This is a genomic window from Clostridium sp. Marseille-P7770 (assembly GCF_902143525.1).
GTDB lineage: Bacteria > Bacillota > Clostridia > Lachnospirales > Lachnospiraceae > Pilosibacter.
In genome coordinates, this window is record NZ_CABFVC010000002.1 from 573682 (window position 1) to 593932 (window position 20251).

The 20251-nt window shown below is 51.1% G+C and carries 18 protein-coding genes; 17 read left to right on the forward strand and 1 reads right to left on the reverse strand.

Features of this window, described 5'->3' with window-relative positions; translation table 11 throughout:
• Positions 1 to 27: 27 nt before the first annotated feature.
• Positions 28 to 1152, forward strand: a complete 1125-nt coding sequence (gene rpoD / locus FN001_RS06430; RefSeq protein WP_118297844.1) for an RNA polymerase sigma factor RpoD — start codon at positions 28 to 30, stop codon at positions 1150 to 1152.
• A gap of 225 nt (positions 1153 to 1377) precedes the next feature.
• On the forward strand, positions 1378 to 2037 hold the full coding sequence (locus FN001_RS06435; protein WP_142411201.1) for an epoxyqueuosine reductase QueH: 660 nt from the start codon (positions 1378 to 1380) through the stop codon (positions 2035 to 2037).
• Positions 2038 to 2040: 3 nt separating this feature from the next.
• Here FN001_RS06435 and FN001_RS06440 read toward each other — a convergent pair whose 3' ends face one another.
• Positions 2041 to 3045, reverse strand: a complete 1005-nt coding sequence (locus FN001_RS06440; protein ID WP_185911854.1) for an MBL fold metallo-hydrolase — start codon at positions 3043 to 3045, stop codon at positions 2041 to 2043.
• 285 nt (positions 3046 to 3330) lie between these two features.
• Here FN001_RS06440 and FN001_RS06445 point away from each other — a divergent pair, with 285 nt between their 5' ends.
• The 15 genes from FN001_RS06445 to alr all read left to right on the forward strand — a co-directional run bounded on the left by FN001_RS06445 (position 3331) and on the right by alr (position 20193).
• The gene (locus tag FN001_RS06445) at positions 3331 to 3594 is read left to right on the forward strand and encodes an HPr family phosphocarrier protein (protein ID WP_118297848.1); all 264 of its coding nucleotides are present in this window, start codon (positions 3331 to 3333) and stop codon (positions 3592 to 3594) included.
• Positions 3595 to 3831: 237 nt separating this feature from the next.
• On the forward strand, positions 3832 to 4677 hold the full coding sequence (locus tag FN001_RS06450; RefSeq protein WP_118531816.1) for an Mrp/NBP35 family ATP-binding protein: 846 nt from the start codon (positions 3832 to 3834) through the stop codon (positions 4675 to 4677).
• Positions 4678 to 5048: 371 nt separating this feature from the next.
• Positions 5049 to 6083 carry a methionine ABC transporter ATP-binding protein gene (locus FN001_RS06455; RefSeq protein WP_142411203.1) on the forward strand — a complete coding sequence of 345 codons (1035 nt, stop codon included), beginning with the start codon at positions 5049 to 5051 and terminating at the stop codon, positions 6081 to 6083.
• Positions 6076 to 6756 carry a methionine ABC transporter permease gene (locus FN001_RS06460; protein ID WP_142411204.1) on the forward strand — a complete coding sequence of 227 codons (681 nt, stop codon included), beginning with the start codon at positions 6076 to 6078 and terminating at the stop codon, positions 6754 to 6756. The genes FN001_RS06455 and FN001_RS06460 overlap by 8 nt, the downstream gene beginning before the upstream one ends.
• A gap of 140 nt (positions 6757 to 6896) precedes the next feature.
• Complete coding sequence (locus FN001_RS06465; protein WP_118727844.1) at positions 6897 to 7787, forward strand: MetQ/NlpA family ABC transporter substrate-binding protein; 891 nt, start codon at positions 6897 to 6899, stop codon at positions 7785 to 7787.
• Positions 7788 to 8236: 449 nt separating this feature from the next.
• The gene (locus tag FN001_RS06470) at positions 8237 to 9604 is read left to right on the forward strand and encodes an MATE family efflux transporter (protein ID WP_243121950.1); all 1368 of its coding nucleotides are present in this window, start codon (positions 8237 to 8239) and stop codon (positions 9602 to 9604) included.
• Positions 9605 to 9999: 395 nt separating this feature from the next.
• Positions 10000 to 10722, forward strand: a complete 723-nt coding sequence (locus FN001_RS06475; RefSeq protein ID WP_142411205.1) for a DUF554 domain-containing protein — start codon at positions 10000 to 10002, stop codon at positions 10720 to 10722.
• A 206-nt stretch (positions 10723 to 10928) separates the two neighbouring features.
• Positions 10929 to 12911, forward strand: coding sequence for an ABC-F family ATP-binding cassette domain-containing protein (locus tag FN001_RS06480; RefSeq protein WP_142411206.1), 1983 nt, complete (start codon positions 10929 to 10931; stop codon positions 12909 to 12911).
• 340 nt (positions 12912 to 13251) lie between these two features.
• Positions 13252 to 14178, forward strand: coding sequence for a LysR family transcriptional regulator (locus FN001_RS06485; RefSeq protein WP_142411207.1), 927 nt, complete (start codon positions 13252 to 13254; stop codon positions 14176 to 14178).
• Positions 14179 to 14258: 80 nt separating this feature from the next.
• A complete protein-coding gene (locus tag FN001_RS06490; protein ID WP_142411208.1) occupies positions 14259 to 15446 on the forward strand; it encodes a M20 family metallopeptidase in 1188 nt (395 codons plus the stop codon).
• Positions 15447 to 15556: 110 nt separating this feature from the next.
• A complete protein-coding gene (locus tag FN001_RS06495) occupies positions 15557 to 16195 on the forward strand; it encodes a Na+/H+ antiporter NhaC family protein (RefSeq protein ID WP_243121951.1) in 639 nt (212 codons plus the stop codon).
• Between the two features lie 198 nt (positions 16196 to 16393).
• On the forward strand, positions 16394 to 17086 hold the full coding sequence (locus tag FN001_RS06500) for a redox-sensing transcriptional repressor Rex (RefSeq protein WP_118531806.1): 693 nt from the start codon (positions 16394 to 16396) through the stop codon (positions 17084 to 17086).
• Positions 17080 to 17448: a holo-ACP synthase gene (gene acpS / locus FN001_RS06505; protein ID WP_118296894.1), complete on the forward strand. Its 369-nt coding sequence runs from the start codon at positions 17080 to 17082 to the stop codon at positions 17446 to 17448. Before FN001_RS06500 ends, acpS begins: the two co-directional genes overlap by 7 nt.
• Positions 17445 to 19028: an NAD(P)H-hydrate dehydratase gene (locus tag FN001_RS06510; protein WP_142411209.1), complete on the forward strand. Its 1584-nt coding sequence runs from the start codon at positions 17445 to 17447 to the stop codon at positions 19026 to 19028. The genes acpS and FN001_RS06510 overlap by 4 nt, the downstream gene beginning before the upstream one ends.
• Positions 19018 to 20193 carry an alanine racemase gene (alr, locus tag FN001_RS06515; protein WP_142411210.1) on the forward strand — a complete coding sequence of 392 codons (1176 nt, stop codon included), beginning with the start codon at positions 19018 to 19020 and terminating at the stop codon, positions 20191 to 20193. Before FN001_RS06510 ends, alr begins: the two co-directional genes overlap by 11 nt.
• Positions 20194 to 20251 lie beyond the last annotated feature (58 nt).

Consider the following 20251-nt stretch of genomic DNA (forward strand, 5'->3'; position numbering starts at 1 on the left):
AGCCCCAACCTGAAAGGACGTTATTCAGTGGAAAAAGAAGTATTTTTAGACAAACTTAAGAAACTTGTCGCACTCGGCAAGTCAAAACAGAATGCCCTTGACGCGACGGAGATCAACGACTTTTTTGCCGGAGATAACCTCGGACCGGAGCAGATGGACGAAATTTATAATTACCTGGAGCATAACAATATTGATGTTGTGCCGGTAATCGATGACGCAATGCTTGCGGATGATTCCATGCTTCTGGACGATCTGGATGATGACTACCGTGAAGACAAGGACGGAGAGGACATTGACTTAGACGCCATCGACCTTCTGGAAGGTATCGGAACAGAAGATCCGGTCCGCATGTATTTAAAGGAGATCGGTACTGTGCCGCTTCTTTCCGCGGATGAGGAGCTTCGTCTCGCGAAGAGAAAGGCAGAGGGAGATGAGTCTGCGAAAGAGCGCCTGATCGAGGCAAACCTGCGTCTTGTTGTAAGTATCGCAAAGCGTTATACAGGACGTGGAATGAGTTTCCTGGATCTTGTTCAGGAAGGAAACCTTGGTCTTATTAAGGGCGTTGAGAAGTTCGACTATACAAAAGGATATAAGTTAAGTACATATGCAACCTGGTGGATCCGTCAGTCCGTGACGAGAGCGCTTGCAGATCAGGCGAGAACGATCCGTGTTCCGGTTCATATGGTAGAGACGATCAACAAGATGTCAAAGATGCAGAGAAAGCTGACCCTGGAACTTGGCTATGAGCCGTCCGTGACAGAGCTTGCGGAAGCGCTTGATATGTCAGAGGACAAGGTCATGGAGATCATGCAGATCGCGAGAGAACCTGCATCCCTGGAGACTCCGATCGGTGAGGAGGATGACTCCAACCTGGGCGATTTCGTTGCGGACAGCAACGCAGTTACCCCGGAGGGAAATGTAGAGTCTGTAATGCTGAGAGAGCACATCGATGCATTATTAGGCGATCTCAAAGAGAGAGAGCGTCAGGTCATCGTGCTTCGATTTGGTCTTGAGGACGGACATCCGAGAACACTTGAAGAGGTAGGAAAAGAGTTCAACGTAACGAGAGAACGTATTCGCCAGATCGAGGCGAAGGCGCTCCGGAAACTCAGAAATCCGGTCCGCAGCAAACGGATCAGGGATTTCCTGTAGAAACTCGTTTCAAAAAAGATGAAAGCGGATCGCAGGTGCGGATGTGTCTGGTGGATCCGAAAAAGAGATACAGGCAGCAGGAGAAGATCCGGCTGCCTTTTTTCTCTTCCTTTATTTACGCGAACAACGAGCCAAAGTCTGCGCTTGCGCAAGACTTTGGCGACTGTCACGATAACAAGGGGAAACTCGCGAAGCGTGTTTTCGCTTGTTATCATTGGAGAATTTATGAATAAACGAAATTATCAGAAAGAATTAGAAAAAAAACTGGAGGAACTTCAGAGCAGGGGAGGGGTGCCGACGCTGTTTCTCCATAGCTGCTGTGCACCTTGCAGCAGTTATGTCCTGGAATACCTCTCCCGGTATTTTGAGATCACGGTCTTTTATTATAATCCGAATATCTATCCGCCTTCTGAGTACGAGGAACGGACTTCGGAGCAGGAGCGCCTGATCCGGGAATTCAACGGAGAGTGGGAAAACGAGGCGGACCGCCATCCGATCCATTTCGTGGCGGGAACGTATGTGCCGGACGATTTCTACGCGGCGGCAAAAGGCCTGGAACAGGAGCCGGAAGGCGGCGCACGGTGTACGGAATGCTTTAAACTCCGCCTTTCCGAGGCTGCGAGGGAGGCAAAAGCCGGCGGGTTCGATTTCTTTACAACGACCCTCACGATCAGCCCGTTAAAAGATGCGGAGCGGCTGAACCGGATCGGGGAAGAGATGGGAAAAGAGTACGGCATCGAATTTCTGCCGTCGGATTTCAAGAAGAAAAACGGATATAAGCGATCCACGGAGCTCTCCAGAGAACACGCGCTGTACCGGCAGAATTACTGTGGGTGCGTGTTCTCGAAGAGAGAGGCGGAGGAGAGGACCGGGCGCAGCGAATAGGCGTCACCGGAGAGACCAGTACAAAACTCCGTCCTGTTCCGTGCGGTCGATCACACCGGTCTCGAAAAGCCAGTCCAGGCAGGAAAAGAGCTTTGGCCAGGTGTGAAGATAGGAGAACAGGAAGGAGTAGCGGTATGTCTGCATGCGCTGGATGTAGAGCGCCTGGTCGAGTTCCAGGAGAGTCATCGGGCGATTACTCTCTGCCAGTGCCTGACGGAGCTGTGTGCAGCGCTCCCCGTATCCGGCGATGATCCGGTCGGCCTCTTCTTTGATCTCTGTGAATTCACCGTAGTGCCCCGGGAGAAAACGGTATCCGCTGTAATCAGATGCGAGTTCCCTGAGGGAAGCGAAGTATTCGGTGAGGAGATGCTGATCCTTTCCTGAGGTGATGACGATGGGAACAAGGCCGAGGATCACCTGGTCGGCGCAGAAGAATAACTTCGCATTTCGGTCAACAAGACCGCACTGACCGGAGGTGTGCCCGGCAAGGGAGACGACTTCGAAGTCGTAACCGCCATAAGAAAGACGGTCTCCGGGGGCGATGGGAGTGAACGGAAAGTCGAAATTCACGTTGTTATCCCTGGCGAGCTGGTCGGCGCCTGCCTTGATCTCCTGCCATGCGTCCGGAGTCCGTTCTTTTGTGACTCCGACCTCACTCGTGTAGGAGCGGCGCATATCATTGTCCTCATAAAAACGATGGTAGCGGTCGGAAGAGGCTGCGATCTCTACCGGATTCATGAACGCCCGGGCGCCGCGGTCGGTGAAAAAGGAGACATAGCCGCTGTGGTCTACATGATTGTGGGTCACGAAGATGTCGAGATCCCTGCAGTCGATGGAGAGCTCGTTCAGGGCTTGTTCCATCTCCGACAGACACTCCGGCACGTTCCAGGAGGTGTCGATCATGAGGCTTCGTTCACTGCCTTTTATAATATAGAGGTTTCTGGATGAAGTCCTCATGTTTTTGTTCGTCAGGATGATCTTATATAAGTTTGGGGCAAGTATTTTCATTGGGGAAAACTCCTCGTTGGATATTTGGACGTGCCGGCATTCCAGTCGGGACAGGATCGTGAAGGCTGGCCGGACACGTTGCTTGTGCACGATATTGTTTTGATTGTAGCCCGGTGAGGGGAAAATGTCAAACGATTCCGGGGGATGCTCCGTTGACATTAGGGAAATTGTAGTATACAATGAAACTGCCTGGTCATGAATAAAAACGTCGTAAATGAGGAATGGTCATTTGGGGCGGTTTTTACTTGTTTATGAACTTACAATCAGAATAGGAGGAATTAGGTAATGGTAGAAAGAAAAGTTACAGTCGTAAACCCGACCGGTCTTCATCTTCGCCCGGCGGGACTGCTCTGCCAGACATCCATGAAGTTCGATTCTAAAGTGATGATTTTTTATAAAGAAAAGGAAATCAACGCGAAGAGCGTATTAAACGTAATGGCATCCGGGATCCGCTGCGGCGATGAGATCACCGTCCACTGTGACGGACCGGACGAGAAAGAGGCCATTGAAGCAGTCTGCAATCTGATCGAGACAGGACTCAAGGAATAAGATCCGGAGAGCAGTACAGGACGATCAGGTTATGCTCTGTACATAAAATGCAAGGCAGAATGTATGCTTGAATGTAACTATTCAGTAGGTCTGCGCACTTGCTGCGCTGACCGTAATAAAGCACAGGTCTGGAGGCAAAAATCCCATCGGCGAAGCCGATCTGGAATGGATTTTTGCTCGTAACTGTGAGGGTACTGAACAGTTACGCCTGAATAACAGTTAGAAAGTGAGATAGTAATGAGCGAAACAGCAGAAAATTGTACCCATAACTGCGGAACCTGCTCCGCAAACTGCGGAAGCAGAACGAGCGAGCCGCAGAGCTTCCTTGAGAAGTTAAATCCGGCGAGTTCCGTAAAGAAAGTGATCGGCGTAGTCAGCGGTAAAGGCGGCGTCGGAAAGTCTTTAGTTACATCCTTAATGGCATGCCGGATGCGCGCGACAGGTGCGAAAGTCGGAATCCTTGATGCCGATATCACAGGACCGTCGATCCCGAATGCATTTGGGATCCATGACGGCGTGACCGTGACACCGGACGGAAAACTCCTTGTTCCGGCGACATCCTCCACCGGGATCGATGTGATCTCCTCCAATATGCTTCTGGAGAATGAGACAGATCCGGTGATCTGGCGTGGTCCGGTGATCGCCGGTGCGGTAAAACAGTTCTGGAGTGAGACACTCTGGCAGGATATCGACTACATGTTCGTTGATATGCCTCCGGGAACCGGCGATGTGCCGCTTACTGTATTCCAGTCACTTCCGGTCAACGGGATCATCATCGTGACATCCCCGCAGGAGCTTGTCTCCATGATCGTTGAGAAGGCCGTCAACATGGCGAAAAAGATGAACGTTCCGATCCTCGGACTTGTTGAAAATATGAGCTATCTCGAATGTCCGGACTGCGGAAAGAAGATCGCAGTATTCGGAGAGAGCCGTATCGAGGAAGTTGCGAAAGAATACGGAATTCCGGTTCTCGCGCAGATCCCGATCCGTCCTGAGATCGCAAAGGCTGTCGATGAGGGAACGGTCGAGTATGTGAAGGCGGATTTCCTTGATCAGGCTGTGAAGGCTGTGGAAGAAGCGTAAGAAAAGAGAAATAGATCAGAACACGAAGTACAGGGCGGCGAACATGGTAGCTGCCCCGTACTTTTTTGTGTGGCGGGAATTGACCTCGCGAGGTGCCTGAATGTGCTGAGGCACAGTCTTTTGGCGTGTCGGAAAAATTTGGAGTAATTCCTACGGCGCACAAAAAGGTGGCGATCGGCCATGAATGTTCACCTGGTAAAGACAGATGAATGCCACAGCCGGAAAAATTGATAAAAAAGGCTTTGCTATAGAAAAAACCTATAATAACTTATTTCTTATCTATATTGGACGAATAGGTTAAAACGTGGTATCTTATTAGCACACACAGAGATTAGAAAATGTACGGCTGGCACGTACATGGGAGGATAAAATTGATTCAGTTAGACCATATTACAAAGACGTTTGATACCGGTGCGGAAAAAGTCCATGCGGTCTCTGATGTCACACTCCATATCAGGAGTGGTGAGATCTTCGGTATCATCGGATTCTCCGGTGCCGGAAAATCCACACTGGTGCGATGTATCAACTTACTGGAACGACCGACGAGCGGAACCGTCACGGTTGACGGAAAAGTTCTCACGGATCTTCCGGCGAAAGAACTCAGGGAAGCGAGAAAGAAGATCGGAATGATCTTCCAGCATTTCAACCTGATGAGATCCAGAACAGTCGGAGAGAATGTCGCTTACCCGTTAAAGGGAAGCGGACTTTCCAAAGCACAGATCAAGGCGAAAGTGCGGGAGCTTTTAGCGCTTGTCGATATCGCAGAAAAAGAGAATGCGTATCCGAGTCAGCTTTCCGGCGGACAGAAACAGAGAGTCGCGATCGCGAGAGCGCTTGCGAATGATCCGAAAGTTCTCCTCTGCGATGAGGCGACGAGCGCCCTGGATCCGCAGACGACGGGGGCGATCTTACAGCTCTTAAAACACTTAAATGAAAAGCTCGGCATTACCATCGTGATCATCACCCATGAGATGGCGGTCGTCAAAGAGATCTGTGACCGCGTAGCCGTCATGGAACACGGTAATGTCGTGGAGGAAGGCGATGTCTACTCGATCTTTGCAGCACCGAAGGCCGGGATCACGAGAGACTTCATCCGCACGACATCAAACCTTCAGAAGATCGAAAAGCTGGTCGAGGAGAAGTCACCGCTTGTTGCGTTAAAGCCGGGTGAAAAGATTCTGCGTCTGAATTACATTAAGAAGAATACGTCGGAGGCATTGATCTCCGAAGCTTCCAGAAGATTCAGCGTGGATCTGAATATCATCTTCGCTGATATCGAGATCGTTCAGGACGCCCCGATCGGCGGAACAGTGGCGATCGCAAGCGGAACGAAGGAGAATATCGAAGCCGCGATCGAATATCTGAAGGAGAAGAACGTTGGAGTGGAGGTGATCGAGAATGCTTGATTTCTTAAATGCGATTATCCCGAATGTCATGTCAAAGCCGGATGAGCTTTTCGAAAGCTTCGGTCAGACGATTTATATGGTCATCGTATCAGGTGCGATCTCCATGGTGTTCGGACTTTTCTTTGGGATCATCCTCACTGCGACAGCTCCGAAGGGTGTCCTGAAAAACAAGGTGATCTTCAATATTTTGGATAAGCTGGTCAACATTTTCCGTTCGATCCCGTTCGTAATCCTTCTGACAGCGCTGATCCCGCTGACCCGTATGGTCGTCGGAACAGCGATCGGTACAAAGGGTGCGATCTTACCGCTTATTTTCGGAACGGTCCCGTTCTTTACGAGACAGATCGAGAGTGCGCTCGCAGAAGTTGACTACGGTCTGATCGAAGCGGCGGAGAGCATGGGAAACAGCCCGTGGGAGATCATCTTTCGGGTATACTTAAAGGAGAGTGTCCCGGGGATCGTCCGTGCAATGCAGATCACATTTGTCAGCCTGGTCGGCCTTACCGCGATGGCCGGTGCGGTCGGCGGCGGTGGACTCGGCGATTTCGCGATCCGTTACGGTCATTCCAGAGGGCAGACCGATGTCACCTATGTGACCGTCATCATCATTCTGATCATGGTAAGTCTGATCCAGAGTACCGGTTCCTATGTGATTAAAAAGACGACTCACTAGAACGGTGGTTTCAGATTAAAATTGCTTGAAACGGAGCGGAACTATTTCCGGACCGTATCAATAAAAGGAACTGTCCGGTCTGCACAGCGAATGCGGATGAAACCGGGCGGCGACAAAGAAAGTTCAGGAGGAGAAAAATTATGAAGAAAAGAGTTTTAGCACTTGGCGCAGCAGCAGTTTTAGCATTATCCTTAACCGCATGCGGCAGCAGCCAGAAGACAGAGACAACAGCGGCAGCAGCCGATACAACCGCAGCCGGTTCTGAGGCAGCAGCTGATACAACAGCAGCCTCCGGCGAGAAGACAGTCATCAAACTCGGTGTTGTAGGTGAGAACAACGAGCAGTGGCAGCCGGTCATCGACAAGCTTGCTGAAGAGAACATCGACCTTGAGCTTGTAAAATTTGCAGATTATCCGCTTCCGAACCGTGCATTAAATGACGGTGAGATCGATCTGAACTCTTTCCAGCACATCGCTTACTTTGAGGATGACTGCAAGAACAACGGTTATGATCTTTCTATCATCGGTGAGACCATCATGGCTCCGTTAGGCCTCTACTCCAACAAGATCAAGGACGTATCCGAGATCAAGGACGGTGATATCATCGCGATCCCGAATGACGCTACAAACGGCGGCCGTGCATTAAAACTTCTTGAGTCCGCAGGTCTGATCAAGGTTGATCCGGCAGCAGGCTACACACCGACAAAGAAAGACATCACAGAGAACCCGTTAAACCTTGACATCAAAGAGGTTGAGGCAGCAAATACAGCAAGCCTTCTTCCGGACGTTGCAGCAGCAGTCATCAACGGCGGTCACGCAGTTGACAACGGTTTAAACCCGAAGGAAGATGCGATCTTCCTTGAGAGCGTGGAAGAGGGATCTGACAACCCGTACGTCAACATCATCGTTGCAAGAACAGCTGATAAGGACAACGAGCTTTACAAGAAAGTAGTCGATTATTTCCGTACACCGGAAGTTGCAAAAGTGATCGAGGACACTTACAAGGGAGCTTACATCCCGGCATGGGAGTAACTCCTGAAATCACGGCCATAAAATAAAAAGATGGGAAAGACAGGACAGGGTACCGAAAAGGGATCCTGTCCTTTTCTTGTTTAACAGGAAATTCCGAAGGAACTTCCTGTTAAACAAAAAGGCACTACGTGCCTAAGATGCACACTCGCGCGAAGATGAAGATTGTCGCAAGCGACCGCGCTCGGCGCGAGAATGTGCCGAGGCACATTCTTTTGAACAAGAGAGAAAAAGCCAGAGAAAGCTTCTGAAGGAGAAAAGAATGCCCGGGCAGACCAGAAGAACGGGGTACAAAAAAATCATGTGCCGGATACAAAAATTTCCTGTGGGATCAACAAAAGAGAACAGCTTGCTTTTTAACGGAAAATCCCGTATGATTTACATAGATATTACAGAATGACGGCAGATTTTACATATTTCGTACACATGCGATCGCAGAAAGGGACAAAAGAATGTCAAAAATTACATCCGGCAGAAAAAGCAATATCGATATGACACAGGGCGTGATCTGGAAACAGCTGGTTCTTTTTGCAATCCCGCTGATCATGGGAAATATCTTCCAGCAGCTCTACAACACAGTGGACAGCATTGTCGTGGGAAACTATCTCGGAACATCGGCCCTGGCTGCGGTCGGCGCGACGACGGCGATCTGCAATACGCTGGTAAACTTCTTTAATGGGATCTCGATCGGTGCCGGAGTTGTGATCAGCACGTGTTTCGGTTCCCGGAATCATGAAAAGCTCCACGAGGCGGTCGAGACGACGATCCTGTTTGCAGTGATCGTCGGATGTTTTGTCTCCCTGATCTCGGTCTGGGTTGTCCCGCTGATGTTAAAGTGGATGTCAACGCCGGATGATGTGATCGGACCGGCGGGAGAGTATTTAAAGATCTATTTTACCGGAGTTCCGGTCCTCTTTCTTTACAATATGAGCAGTGCGATCTTAAGGGCTGTGGGCGACACGAAGCGCCCGTTAAATTTCCTGATCATCAGCAGCTGTTTAAATATCGCTCTGGATATTCTCTTTGTTGCGAAATTTGGCTGGGGGATCAGCGGTGTCGCGATCGCTACGGTGATCGCCGAGGCAGTTTCCGCTGCTCTTGCGTGCTCGACTCTTATGAGGACGAAGGAAGCACATCGCCTTGTTCTTCGGGACCTTCACATCAATAAATCCTGCCTCGGTGAGATCTTCCGGATCGGTCTTCCGGCGGGAATCCAGCAGGGACTTACTGCGTTTTCCAATGCGCTTGTGCAGTCGTATGTGAATGGACTTGGCTCTTCTGTTATCATGGCGGGATGGAGCTGCCATTCAAAGATCGATCAGTTCGCGATCCTGCCTGCCCAGAGTATGGGACAGGCTGCGACAACGTTCGTGGGACAGAATCTCGGCGCAAAGAACGTGGAGCGTGCGAGAGACGGCGTCAAACAGGCAGTGTTCATGGGTGTTGGCGTGTTGATCTGCATTTCCGGCGCGATGGCACTTTCCGCAAGATTCCTGGTATCTCTTTTCAATCAGGATCCGGATGTGCTGCACTATGGAACCTTATTTATCCTGATGACGGTCCCGTTCCGCTTCTGTAGTTCCTTCAACCAGATCCTTGCGGGTTCCTTGAGAGGATCCGGGGATGCAAAGGGACCGATGTGCATCATGCTCTTCAGCTTCGTTGTCTGCAGACAGATCTATCTCTTCTTCGTGACAAAGATCGCATTCAACGAGTATACGGTCGGAATGGGATATCCGGTCGGCTGGATCGTATGCGCGATCCTTTCCTTCCTGTATTACAGAAGGAGCAGATGGGAAGAAAAGGTAAAAGAAGATTAAAAAATCAGTATAAACGCAGAAAACGACCTCTGTGTCAGGATCCTGATGAAAATCATAAGGGCTTGACCTGAGGTCGTTTTAAATAATGGGTGGAATTTCCAGTTGTTTTGCTATGAACAGGCAGGGAAAGTGGGACGAATCGCCTTTCCATTGCCGGTGTCATTCGTCTGGCAGAATGTCGGGGAATGCCGAGACCGGAAAACTTGGAGATAGACGAAAATATGATTTTGTGCTATACTTCAATTTGCATGTATACAGGCGATCACGAGCGCAGGAGAGGGAAAAAGCCTGCAGATTGCCGGAAAACAGCAAATGCGGATCACGATCACCGGATAAGCAGCCAAAAGTGTGAAAACTTCGGATCGTGATATCATGACAGAAGAAAAGAGACAACTATGTTCGGGCTTGGAACGATCATCAATGTCACTGCGATCGTCGCGGGCGGCGTGATGGGGTTATTATTTGGAAAGAAACTGACGGAGCGTTATCAGAGCAACCTGATGATGGCGTCGGCGCTCTGCGTATTGTTTATCGGAGTCTCCGGCTGTATGGAGCAGATGTTAAAACTGACGGAAAACGGGCTTTCTTCATCGGGATCCATGATGATGATCGCCTGTTTTGCTGTCGGGGCGGTTCTCGGCGAGTGGATCGATCTCGACACGAAAATGGAACGGTTCGGGGAATGGCTGAAGGAGAAGACGAAAAGTGACGGCGACAATGCGTTCGTGGATGCATTTGTGACGGCTTCCCTGACCGTCTGTATCGGAGCGATGGCGGTTGTCGGATCGATCCGGGACGGAATTTACGGCGACTATTCGATCCTCACGGCAAAAGCTGTTCTCGATATGATCATCGTCGCGATCATGACGGCGTCCATGGGAAAAGGCTGTATTTTCTCGGCGATCCCGGTCGGGATGTTCCAGGGGGCGATGACGCTCCTTGCGAAGGTGATCGAGCCGTTCCTGACGGATGAGGGACTGGCGGACATGTCCCTGACAGGATCGGTCCTGATCTTCTGCGTCGGAGTGAACCTGATCTGGGGAAAGAAGGTCAAGGTGGCGAATCTGCTGCCGGCGATCTTTCTTGCGGCGGTGTGGCCGTATTTCCCGTGGGCGTAACGCAGAAGTTGAGAAAAGGCAGAAATTCTGTGAAAAAGAGTAATCCTTTTTTCAGGACAACAATGAAAAGATTAACGACAGATTTTTATGCATGACGGTGCAGGAACGGAACCGTTGTGCGAGGAAGAAAAACGTCGTCTGGAAAAATACAGAAGCCGTATGAACGAAGGAAATAGCGGCTGTACAACAAGAAACAGGAGGATTTTATGATATTATCCTGCAGCAATATCTGCAAATCGTTCGGAAGCGACGATATTATCAAGAACGCTTCCTTTCATATTGAAGATCATGAAAAAGCGGCGATCGTCGGCATCAACGGCGCCGGAAAATCAACATTGTTAAAGATCATCGTGGGTGAGCTGGCACCGGATTCCGGCGAGGTCGTGCTGGGAAGCGGAAAGACACTGGGGTATCTGGCACAGAATCAGGATCTTTTAAGTCACCGGACGATCTATGAGGAGATGCTCGATGCGAAAAAGTCGGTCATCGAGATGGAAAACCGGCTGAGAGATCTGGAAAATTCGATGAAAACGGCCTCCGGGGAAGCGCTGGAGACCATGATGAACCAGTACAGCCGCTTGAGCCACGAATTTGAGCTCATCAACGGCTATGCCTGGAAGAGTGAGATCGTCGGAGTCTTAAAGGGACTCGGATTTACGGAGGAAGAGTTTTCCAAACAGATCTCCACACTGTCCGGCGGACAGAAGACAAGAGTTTCTCTGGGTAAACTTCTTCTCACAAATCCGGACATCATTCTCCTCGATGAGCCGACGAACCACCTGGATATGTCCTCCATCGCATGGCTGGAGACATATCTCTTAAATTACCGCGGAGCGGTCCTGATCGTTGCCCATGACCGGTATTTCCTCGATAAGATCGTAACAAAGGTCATCGAGCTGGACAACGGACATGCGATCGTGTACTCCGGAAACTATACGGCCTACAGTGAGAAGCGGGCGCAGATGCGCGCGATCCAGATGAAGGCGTACTTAAACCAGCAGCAGGAGATCAAACATCAGGAAGCGGTCATCGAGAAATTGAAGTCCTTCAACCGGGAGAAGTCCATCAAGCGGGCGGAGAGCCGCGAAAAGATGCTCGACAAGATCGAGGTCCTGGAAAAGCCGTCGGAGGTCAACGATGCAATGGACATCCGCCTGGAGCCGAATATCCTGAGCGGAAATGATGTGCTGACGGTCAAAGGACTTGCGAAGTCCTTTGGCACCCAGACCTTGTTTACGGACCTCAGCTTTGATGTCAAGCGCGGCGAGCGCGTGGCGATTATCGGGGATAACGGAACGGGAAAGACGACGATCTTAAAGATTATCAATGGTCTTGTCGAGCCGGATGCCGGTGAGATCATTCTGGGTTCCAGAGTCCACATCGGCTATTATGATCAGGATCATCAGGTCCTGCACATGGAAAAGACGCTGTTTGAGGAGATCTCCGACGCATATCCGGGAATGTCCAACACACAGATCAGAAGTACGCTGGCGGCGTTCCTGTTCACCGGGGATGACGTGTTTAAACGGATCGGGGATCTGAGCGGCGGTGAGAGAGGACGTGTGTCGCTTGCAAAGCTCATGCTCTCCGAGGCGAACTTCCTGATCCTCGATGAGCCGACAAACCATCTGGATATCACATCGAAGGAGATTCTGGAGAACGCGCTGAGCCACTACGGCGGAACTGTGCTCTATGTCTCCCATGACCGTTATTTTATCAACAAGACCGCAACGAGGATCCTGGATCTCACCGGAAAGCGGATGATGAATTATATCGGAAATTACGATTATTATCTGGAAAAACATGACGCGATGATGACGGCCCATTTCGGAAACGAGGCGCCGGAGAGTGCCGGCGGGATCGTCGTATTCGGCGCGTCGAAGACAGGAGCGGCGGCGGAGACTGCCGGAAAGCCTGCGGAGAGCAGCGCAGCGGATGCCGGCGGAAAGCTCGACTGGAAGGCCCAGAAGGAAGAACAGGCCCGCCAGAGAAAACGCCAGAACGATTTAAAGAAGGTCGAGGATGAGATCCACAAGCTGGAGACAAGAGACGGGGAGATCGACGGCCTCCTCTGCGATGAGAGCGTATTCTCCGACGTTGCGAAACTCATGGAGTTAAACAAGGAAAAAGAGGAGATCGCAGGAAAACTGGAAGTTCTCTATGAAAAGTGGGAAGAACTTGCAGAATGATCATGACTGTCTAACAGCCCACACTGCAAAAGGGGCAGGCTTTTATACAGAGTGAGCTCTCGGCCCTGTGGGAATGCAGGATTGAATGCTTACGAATACAGACATACTCAAAGGAAAATGCTTCGTCCGGTCTGGGGAAATTTCGGACGGGGCATTTTTCTTTTTGCAGAGTGAACCATAAGAAGAATAAATGATCAGATTAAGTTATTTATATGTCCGGACAAAAGGGAGAAGGTTTGTCAATTTTTCGTTAAGATGATACAATAATGAATATAAAAACACATCGCGAATCTGTGGTGATCAGAGGAATAGAGACAATACGGAGGAGGAGAGACAACTCATGGATCTTCGGGAACAAAAATATGTCTGTACACTGGCAGAATTGGGAAATCTTACGAGAGCGGCGGAACGCCTCTATATCTCCCAGCCAGCACTCAGCATCTATATCACGAATCTTGAAAAAAATCTGGGAATCCCACTGTTTGACCGGAGCGGTAAAAAGTTCACATTGACATATGCCGGAGAACAGTATTTAGAAAAGGCAAAGAAAATGCTGGAGCTGGAGCGGGAATTTTGTGAAGATATTGAAAAGATCACCCGGGAAACAGCTGGGCGGATCCGGTTGGGAATTTCCCAGAGACGCGGCTGTTTCTTTTTACCTCCGGTGATCGCGGAGTACGAGAAAACATGGCCGGAGATCGACCTGGTGATCCGGGAGGGGAATCTCACAGACCTGGGAGAACTGTTAAAAAACGGAGAGCTTGATATGGTCGTCCTGAACCGATCGGATGTAAAAGGTGATATGGATACGGAGCTTCTGTTTCAGGAAGAATTCCTTGTGGCGGTTCCGGCCTGTCACGAGATTAATGAGAAGGCGGAATATGTTCCGGGCAGCAGGTATCGGAAACTCAAACCGGAACATCTCAACGGGGAGACTCTGATCCTTCACACGGCGTGGCAGAGCAGCCGCGGGATCGAGGATGCAATCTTGAAACATTACGGAGTAGTACCGAAAAAAGTCCGAGTGATCCGCAGCATGGAGACGGCAGTCCAGATGGCGGCGGAGGGACTGGGGATCACGTTTATCCGGGAAGCGTATGCGGCAAATTTTCACTATCGGAAACCGGTCAACTATTATATTCTGGACATTGAGCGCCACAGACGCGATGTTGTCGTGGCTTTTAAGAACGGAAGTGAGCTTCCTGCCTACATGAGAGGAATGGTGGAAATCCTGAAAAAGCATGGGAGCGAATTTCTCAGCAAATAGTCATCTTAAATTTTATATATTTCACAGGCACCACGTCTGTCTGGTATCATTCAGGTATCAAACGACGGAGGTGCTTTTTTATGTTGAAGGAAGTCATGTTCCGGGAGATCGATGAGATCCGGAACGAGATGACGGCGATGGCGGATGACATCTTCGACCATCCGGAGATCGGAATGGAAGAGTTCCATGCCCAGAAGGTCCTGACAGACTGGCTCGAGAAGGAAGGCTTTCAGGTAGAACGGGGAGTTGTCGGAGTCGAGACCGCATTTAAGGCCGTTTACAGTCATGGAACAGGTGGACCGAATATCGGCCTTCTCTGTGAGTATGACGCATTGCCCGGGATCGGACATGCCTGCGGACATCACATGCAGGGCCCATCGATCCTGGCAGCAGCAAAGGCATTAAAGGATGCCGACATCAAAGAACCGTATACGATCACGGTTTACGGAACACCGGCGGAGGAGAGCGTCAGCGGAAAGATCCGGATGATCCAGAACGGATGTACATTCGAGGAACTCGATGTCGCACTGATGATGCACGGGGGACCGGCGACCCAGGTGGACGTAAAATCTCTCGCGAACTCCAAATACAAGGTGATCTTCCATGGAGTGAGCTCTCATGCGGCGATCCGTCCGGAAAAAGGAAGAAGTGCTCTTGACGGACTGATCCTGGCATTCCAGGGAATCGAGTTTTTGAGAGAACATGTCAATTCCGATGTGAAGATCCACTATACAGTGGTCAACTGCGGCGGGACACCGGCCAATGTGGTTCCGGCGTACGCGGAGGCGAGCGTCTATGTCCGCTCCTACAACCGGGCCTACCTTGACACCGTGTGCAGGCGTTTTGAGAAGGTACTGAAGGGCGCGGCCATGATGACGGAGACCGAGGTGGAGATCATCGAGGAGAAGAAGGTGGATAACAAGATCCCGGTTCTCACTCTGAACGATCTCGTCATGAAACAGGCAGAAGAGCTTCACGCACCGCAGCTTGCCCCGGCAAGAGAAAAAACCGGTTCCACAGATTTTGGAAACGTCATGAGACGGGTTCCAGGGACCTGCGCGAGAATTGCCTTTGTGGATCCGGGAGCGGCAGCGCATTCCCAGGAATATATTGCGGCCGGAAAGACCGATGCAGCTCACGATGCCGTAGTCTACGGAGCCAAGATCCTTGCAGGAACCGCGCTGGAGCTGATCGAAGATCCGGAACTTTTAAACCGTGTGAAAACAGAGTTCAAGGAAAATCTGGCAAAAGAGAATTCGGAAGTTTAAAAGTTTCAGAGAAACTGGAAAGAAAACACCGGCCGGAAGGGATCTCCCAAAAGGATCCCTGTCTGCCGGAACCTGGGAACGGGGGATATTACTATGAAAAAAAAATTAAAATGCCGCATTCGCTGGTCCTGGCAGTATTTCTTGTTTCCTTCGGTATTTTAATGTACGGCTGCATCACACGCGGCTGGGGTCTTGTGGAAACCGCAGTATGCCTGTTCTGGATGGCATTTATCGGCGGACTTGTCTATGGCTACAACCCGAGCACGATCGCTACAAACTTTGTAAAAGGTGCGAAAAATATGACTTCTGCGGCTCTGATCGTAGGTCTCGGCGCAACGGTTGCCCTGATCCTTCAGTCTGCAAAAGTTCTTGATACCGTTGTTTACGGACTTGCCAATATGCTGTCCCTGTTCCCGAACTTCTTAAAACCGGCAGTCATGCTCATCATGAACGTGATCGTCAACGGTTTCGTAACATCCGGTACCGGACAGGCAGCAGTTGTCATGCCGGTTATGGTTCCGCTCGCAGATGTCGCAGGTGTGACAAGACAGACTGCAGTTCTCGCATATAAGTTTGGTGATGGCTTCTGCAACTACGTTCTTCCGCATGCATCCGCACTCATGGGATTCCTTGGCGCTACCGGAATCGGCTATGACCGCTGGATGAAGTTTATGGGAAAACTGTTCGGAATCTGGATGCTTCTGGGATCCGCGATCCTGATCTTCGGATATTTCGTTCAGTACGCATAACAGTAGTTTTTATCTAGACAACTTTCTTTTTATTCAGATATACTCATTTGAAAAATGCTTCGTTCGGTCTGGGGAGATTTCGGGCGGGGCATTTTTCCGTCTGGGCAGTTTGCGTATTTTACTGACAAAGATTTGACAAATAATATAGATATAGGTATAATAAAAGACAGCGTTATACTGAGAAGGTGGAACTAGAAAATGACAGACGAGAGACAGATCTCAAAGGCGGTAATCTCAAGACTTCCGCGTTATTACAGATATCTGGGCGAACTGATGGAGGAGGGGATCGAGAGGATCTCTTCCAACGAACTGAGTGCCAGAATGAAGGTGACAGCGTCCCAGATCCGTCAGGATCTTAACAATTTCGGCGGCTTTGGACAGCAGGGATACGGATACAATGTGAAATATCTCTACACTGAGATCGCAAGGATCCTGGGGATTGACAGACAGCACAACCTCATTATCATCGGCGCCGGAAACTTGGGTCAGGCGATCGCCAACTATACAAATTTTGAGAAGCGCGGCTTTATGATCAAGGGAATGTTCGATATCAACCCGCGCCTGATCGGTCTTGTGGTCCGCGGAGTCGAGATCCGTGGGATCGATGACCTGGAGCAGTTTATTGTCGACAATGAAGTACAGATCGCGGCTCTCACGATCCCGAAGTCCAAAGCACCGGAGATCGCGGAGCGCCTGGTAAAAGCCGGGATCAAGGCGATCTGGAATTTTGCCCATACAGACTTAAATGTGCCGGATGATGTAGTCGTTGAGAATGTGCATCTTTCCGAGAGCCTGATGCGTCTTTCCTACCGTGTCTGCAGCATGCAGGATGAGCGGGAGCGGAAAGCAAAGGAAAAAGCAGAACAGACGGGAACCAATGAGACATGTTGATTGGAGTTGGCTGTGATTTGATCGAAATTGAGCGTGTGAAAAAAGCCTGTGAAAAAGAGGCTTTTTTGACGCGTATTTATACCGAGCGCGAGCGCCGGCAGGCAAAGGGTGATCCCCGGGTCCTTGCCGGCACTTTTGCGGTTAAAGAAGCAGTAGCGAAGGTGTTTGGAACGGGATTCCGGGACTTTATGCCGGTCCATGTGGAGGTCTTAAGGGACCCGCTTGGAAAGCCGTATGTCGAACTTCATGCGGGAGCAGAGATGAAGGCGGAGGAGCTCGGGATCAGGACGATCGAAGTGTCGATCTCTGACACGAAGGACCATGCGATGGCGTTTGCCGTCGGAGAGGGGGATGCCGGATGAAAGCAGTTCTGAGCGGAAAAGAAATGAAAGCGTTTGACACCAGGTCCATCAGGGGGTACGGGATCCCGTCCCTGGTGCTGATGGAGCGGGCGGCTCTTGCCGTTGCGGAGAAAGCGGAAGAGATCCTTAAGAGAGAACAGGCAGAGACAGTCTGGTCCGTCTGCGGTTTTGGAAATAACGGGGCAGACGGAGTGGCCGCCGCCAGGATGCTGTTCTTAAAGGGATATGATGTGAAGATCCTGTTCCCGGGACGGGACGGAAAAGGGAGCGAAGAGCTGGAAGCCCAGTTAAATATCGTGAAACGGCTGGGGATCCCGGTGATGACGGCGGAAGAACTGCCGGATGCAGAAGAAAAACGATCCCCGGCGCATCCGTTTGCAAAGACGGTGACAAAGGCGAACGCATGCCGCGGCGTGATCCTGGATGCGGTCTTCGGGATCGGTCTTTCGAGAAATGTGGAAGGTGCATACAAAAAGCTCATTGACTGGATCAACCGCAATGAGGATATGAAGACGATCGCTGTGGACATTCCCTCCGGCATCAGCTCCGACACAGGAGAAGTCATGGGGGACGCGGTCCGCGCGGATGTGACGGTCACTTTCGGAATGAAAAAGCTCGGACAGGTTCTGTTCCCGGGAAGAGAATACTGCGGAGAGCTTCTGGTCAGGGACGTCGGTTTTGTGCCGGAGAACAGCGCGGAGCAGGAAAAACACGTGCAGATGCTTGATCGGGAAGATCTTTTGAGGATCCCGGAAAGGACGCCGGATTCCAACAAGGGAACATACGGAAAAGTCCTCGTGATGGCGGGGGCAAAGAACATGGCGGGAGCAGCCTGCCTCTCAGCGAGAGCGGCATACCGGATGGGAGCCGGACTCGTGAAGATCTTTACACCGGAGGAAAACAGGATCATCGTCCAGGAAAAACTCCCGGAGGCGATCCTTTCCACCTACGATGCGAGAGAAGCCGGAAAAGATCCGGAGAGCTTTGCGAGAAAGATCGCAAGGGAGACAGAATGGGCGGATGTGATCGTTCTGGGGCCGGGGATCGGCATGGAGGATCATGCGCGGCTCATGGTGGAAAACGTCTTAAAGGACGCGTATGTGCCGATCATTCTTGACGCGGACGCGCTGAATCTCGCCGCGGAGTACCGGGAACTCACCGGTTATTTTACAGAAAATATCATCGTGACGCCGCATATGAAGGAAATGTCGCGGCTCACAGGAATTCAGATAGAGGAGATCAAGGAAAATCCGATCCGTGCAGCGAGAGAGTTTGCAGATCAGTACGGAGTGGTCTGCGTCTTAAAGGACGCGGCGACCGTGATCGCGGGAAGAGACGGAAAGACCTTTGTCAATGGAAGTGGGACGCCCGCTATGGCAAAGGGAGGTTCCGGGGATGTGCTGACCGGTGTGATCGCGGGACTGATCGCGCTGGGGCTTGAGGAGAGCGATGCGGCTTCCCTCGGAGTCTATGTGCACGGTCTGGCAGGGGAAAAGGCGGCGAAGCGCTTTGGCGTTCACGCAGTCCTTGCCGGGGAGATCGCGGATTGCCTTTCGGAGGATAGAGAAAATGGAATTTGACAGAATTTATACAGAGATCGATCTGGGTCATATAGAGGAAAACATGGAGGCGATGGAGAAAAATCTTCGCCCGGGGACAAAAATGTACGGAGTCGTGAAGACGGATGCTTACGGACACGGCGCCGTTCCGGTCGCGAAGACGATCGACCGCTTTGTATGCGGATATGCGGTCGCGACCGTTGAGGAAGGTGTGCAGCTGCGGAAACACGGGATCACGAAGGAGATCCTGATCCTCGGTCCGGTCGCTGCTCCGAGATACGAGGAGTGCATCCGGCAGGAGCTCTGCATGCCGGTCTTTGAACTGGATAAGGCAGAGGGAATGTCAGAAGCTGCAGAAAAGCTGGAAAAGACAGTCCACGTCCATATCGCGGTGGATACCGGAATGAGCCGGATCGGACTCAGACCGGACACGGCGTCCGTAGAGATGGTAAAAAAGATCGCGGCGCTTCCGGGAGTGAAGATCGACGGCATGTTCACGCATTTTGCGAGAGCGGATGAGGCGGATAAGACTGGTGCGAGACAGCAGTATGACCGGTTTAAGAACTTCTGTGATGCTGTGAAGGCAGCAGGCGTGGAGGTTCCGGTCTGCCATTGCTCCAACAGTGCCGGGATCGTGGAGATGCAGGAGATGAACATGGATGCAGTCCGCGCCGGGATCACGGTCTACGGTCTGTACCCGTCGGATGAGGTGAGAAAGGATATCCTCACGATGAAGCCGGCGATGGCACTGAAGAGCTTTATCACGTATATCAAGGAGATCGGGCCTGGAACTGAAGTCGGCTACGGAGGAACGTTCAAGGCAGACCGGACGATGCGGATTGCGACAGTCTCCGCCGGTTACGGGGACGGATATCCGAGAAACCTGTCCGGCCGCGGGGAAGTGCTGATCCACGGAAAGCGCGCGAAGATCCTCGGCCGCGTCTGTATGGATCAGTTCATGGTGGATCTTACCGGGATTCCGGAGGCCAAAGAGGGAGATCTTGTGACCCTGATCGGAAGAGACGGGGAGGAAGAGATCACGATGGAGGAGATCGCAGAGATTTCCGGCGGCTTCCATTACGAGATCCCGTGTCTGATCGGAAAGCGGGTTCCGCGTGTGTATGTGAAGAACGGAAAGGTCCTCGGGATCATGAACTGCCCGGATGAGGAGTATGTCGGATTCTGACCGGCACGCCGCCGCGATTTCTGAATAAAATATCATAAGTGGGGAACACTCTGAATAC

Coding starts and splice junctions, on each gene's coding strand:
- FN001_RS06435 (WP_142411201.1), top strand. CDS start 1,378: ATGAATAAACGAAATTATCAGAAAGAATTAGAAAAAAAACTGGAGGAA.
- FN001_RS06440 (WP_185911854.1), bottom strand. CDS start 3,045: ATGAAAATACTTGCCCCAAACTTATATAAGATCATCCTGACGAACAAA.
- FN001_RS06445 (WP_118297848.1), top strand. CDS start 3,331: ATGGTAGAAAGAAAAGTTACAGTCGTAAACCCGACCGGTCTTCATCTT.
- FN001_RS06450 (WP_118531816.1), top strand. CDS start 3,832: ATGAGCGAAACAGCAGAAAATTGTACCCATAACTGCGGAACCTGCTCC.
- FN001_RS06460 (WP_142411204.1), top strand. CDS start 6,076: ATGCTTGATTTCTTAAATGCGATTATCCCGAATGTCATGTCAAAGCCG.
- FN001_RS06465 (WP_118727844.1), top strand. CDS start 6,897: ATGAAGAAAAGAGTTTTAGCACTTGGCGCAGCAGCAGTTTTAGCATTA.
- FN001_RS06470 (WP_243121950.1), top strand. CDS start 8,237: ATGTCAAAAATTACATCCGGCAGAAAAAGCAATATCGATATGACACAG.
- FN001_RS06475 (WP_142411205.1), top strand. CDS start 10,000: ATGTTCGGGCTTGGAACGATCATCAATGTCACTGCGATCGTCGCGGGC.
- FN001_RS06480 (WP_142411206.1), top strand. CDS start 10,929: ATGATATTATCCTGCAGCAATATCTGCAAATCGTTCGGAAGCGACGAT.
- FN001_RS06485 (WP_142411207.1), top strand. CDS start 13,252: ATGGATCTTCGGGAACAAAAATATGTCTGTACACTGGCAGAATTGGGA.
- FN001_RS06490 (WP_142411208.1), top strand. CDS start 14,259: ATGTTGAAGGAAGTCATGTTCCGGGAGATCGATGAGATCCGGAACGAG.
- FN001_RS06495 (WP_243121951.1), top strand. CDS start 15,557: ATGCCGCATTCGCTGGTCCTGGCAGTATTTCTTGTTTCCTTCGGTATT.
- FN001_RS06500 (WP_118531806.1), top strand. CDS start 16,394: ATGACAGACGAGAGACAGATCTCAAAGGCGGTAATCTCAAGACTTCCG.
- acpS (WP_118296894.1), top strand. CDS start 17,080: ATGTTGATTGGAGTTGGCTGTGATTTGATCGAAATTGAGCGTGTGAAA.
- FN001_RS06510 (WP_142411209.1), top strand. CDS start 17,445: ATGAAAGCAGTTCTGAGCGGAAAAGAAATGAAAGCGTTTGACACCAGG.
- alr (WP_142411210.1), top strand. CDS start 19,018: ATGGAATTTGACAGAATTTATACAGAGATCGATCTGGGTCATATAGAG.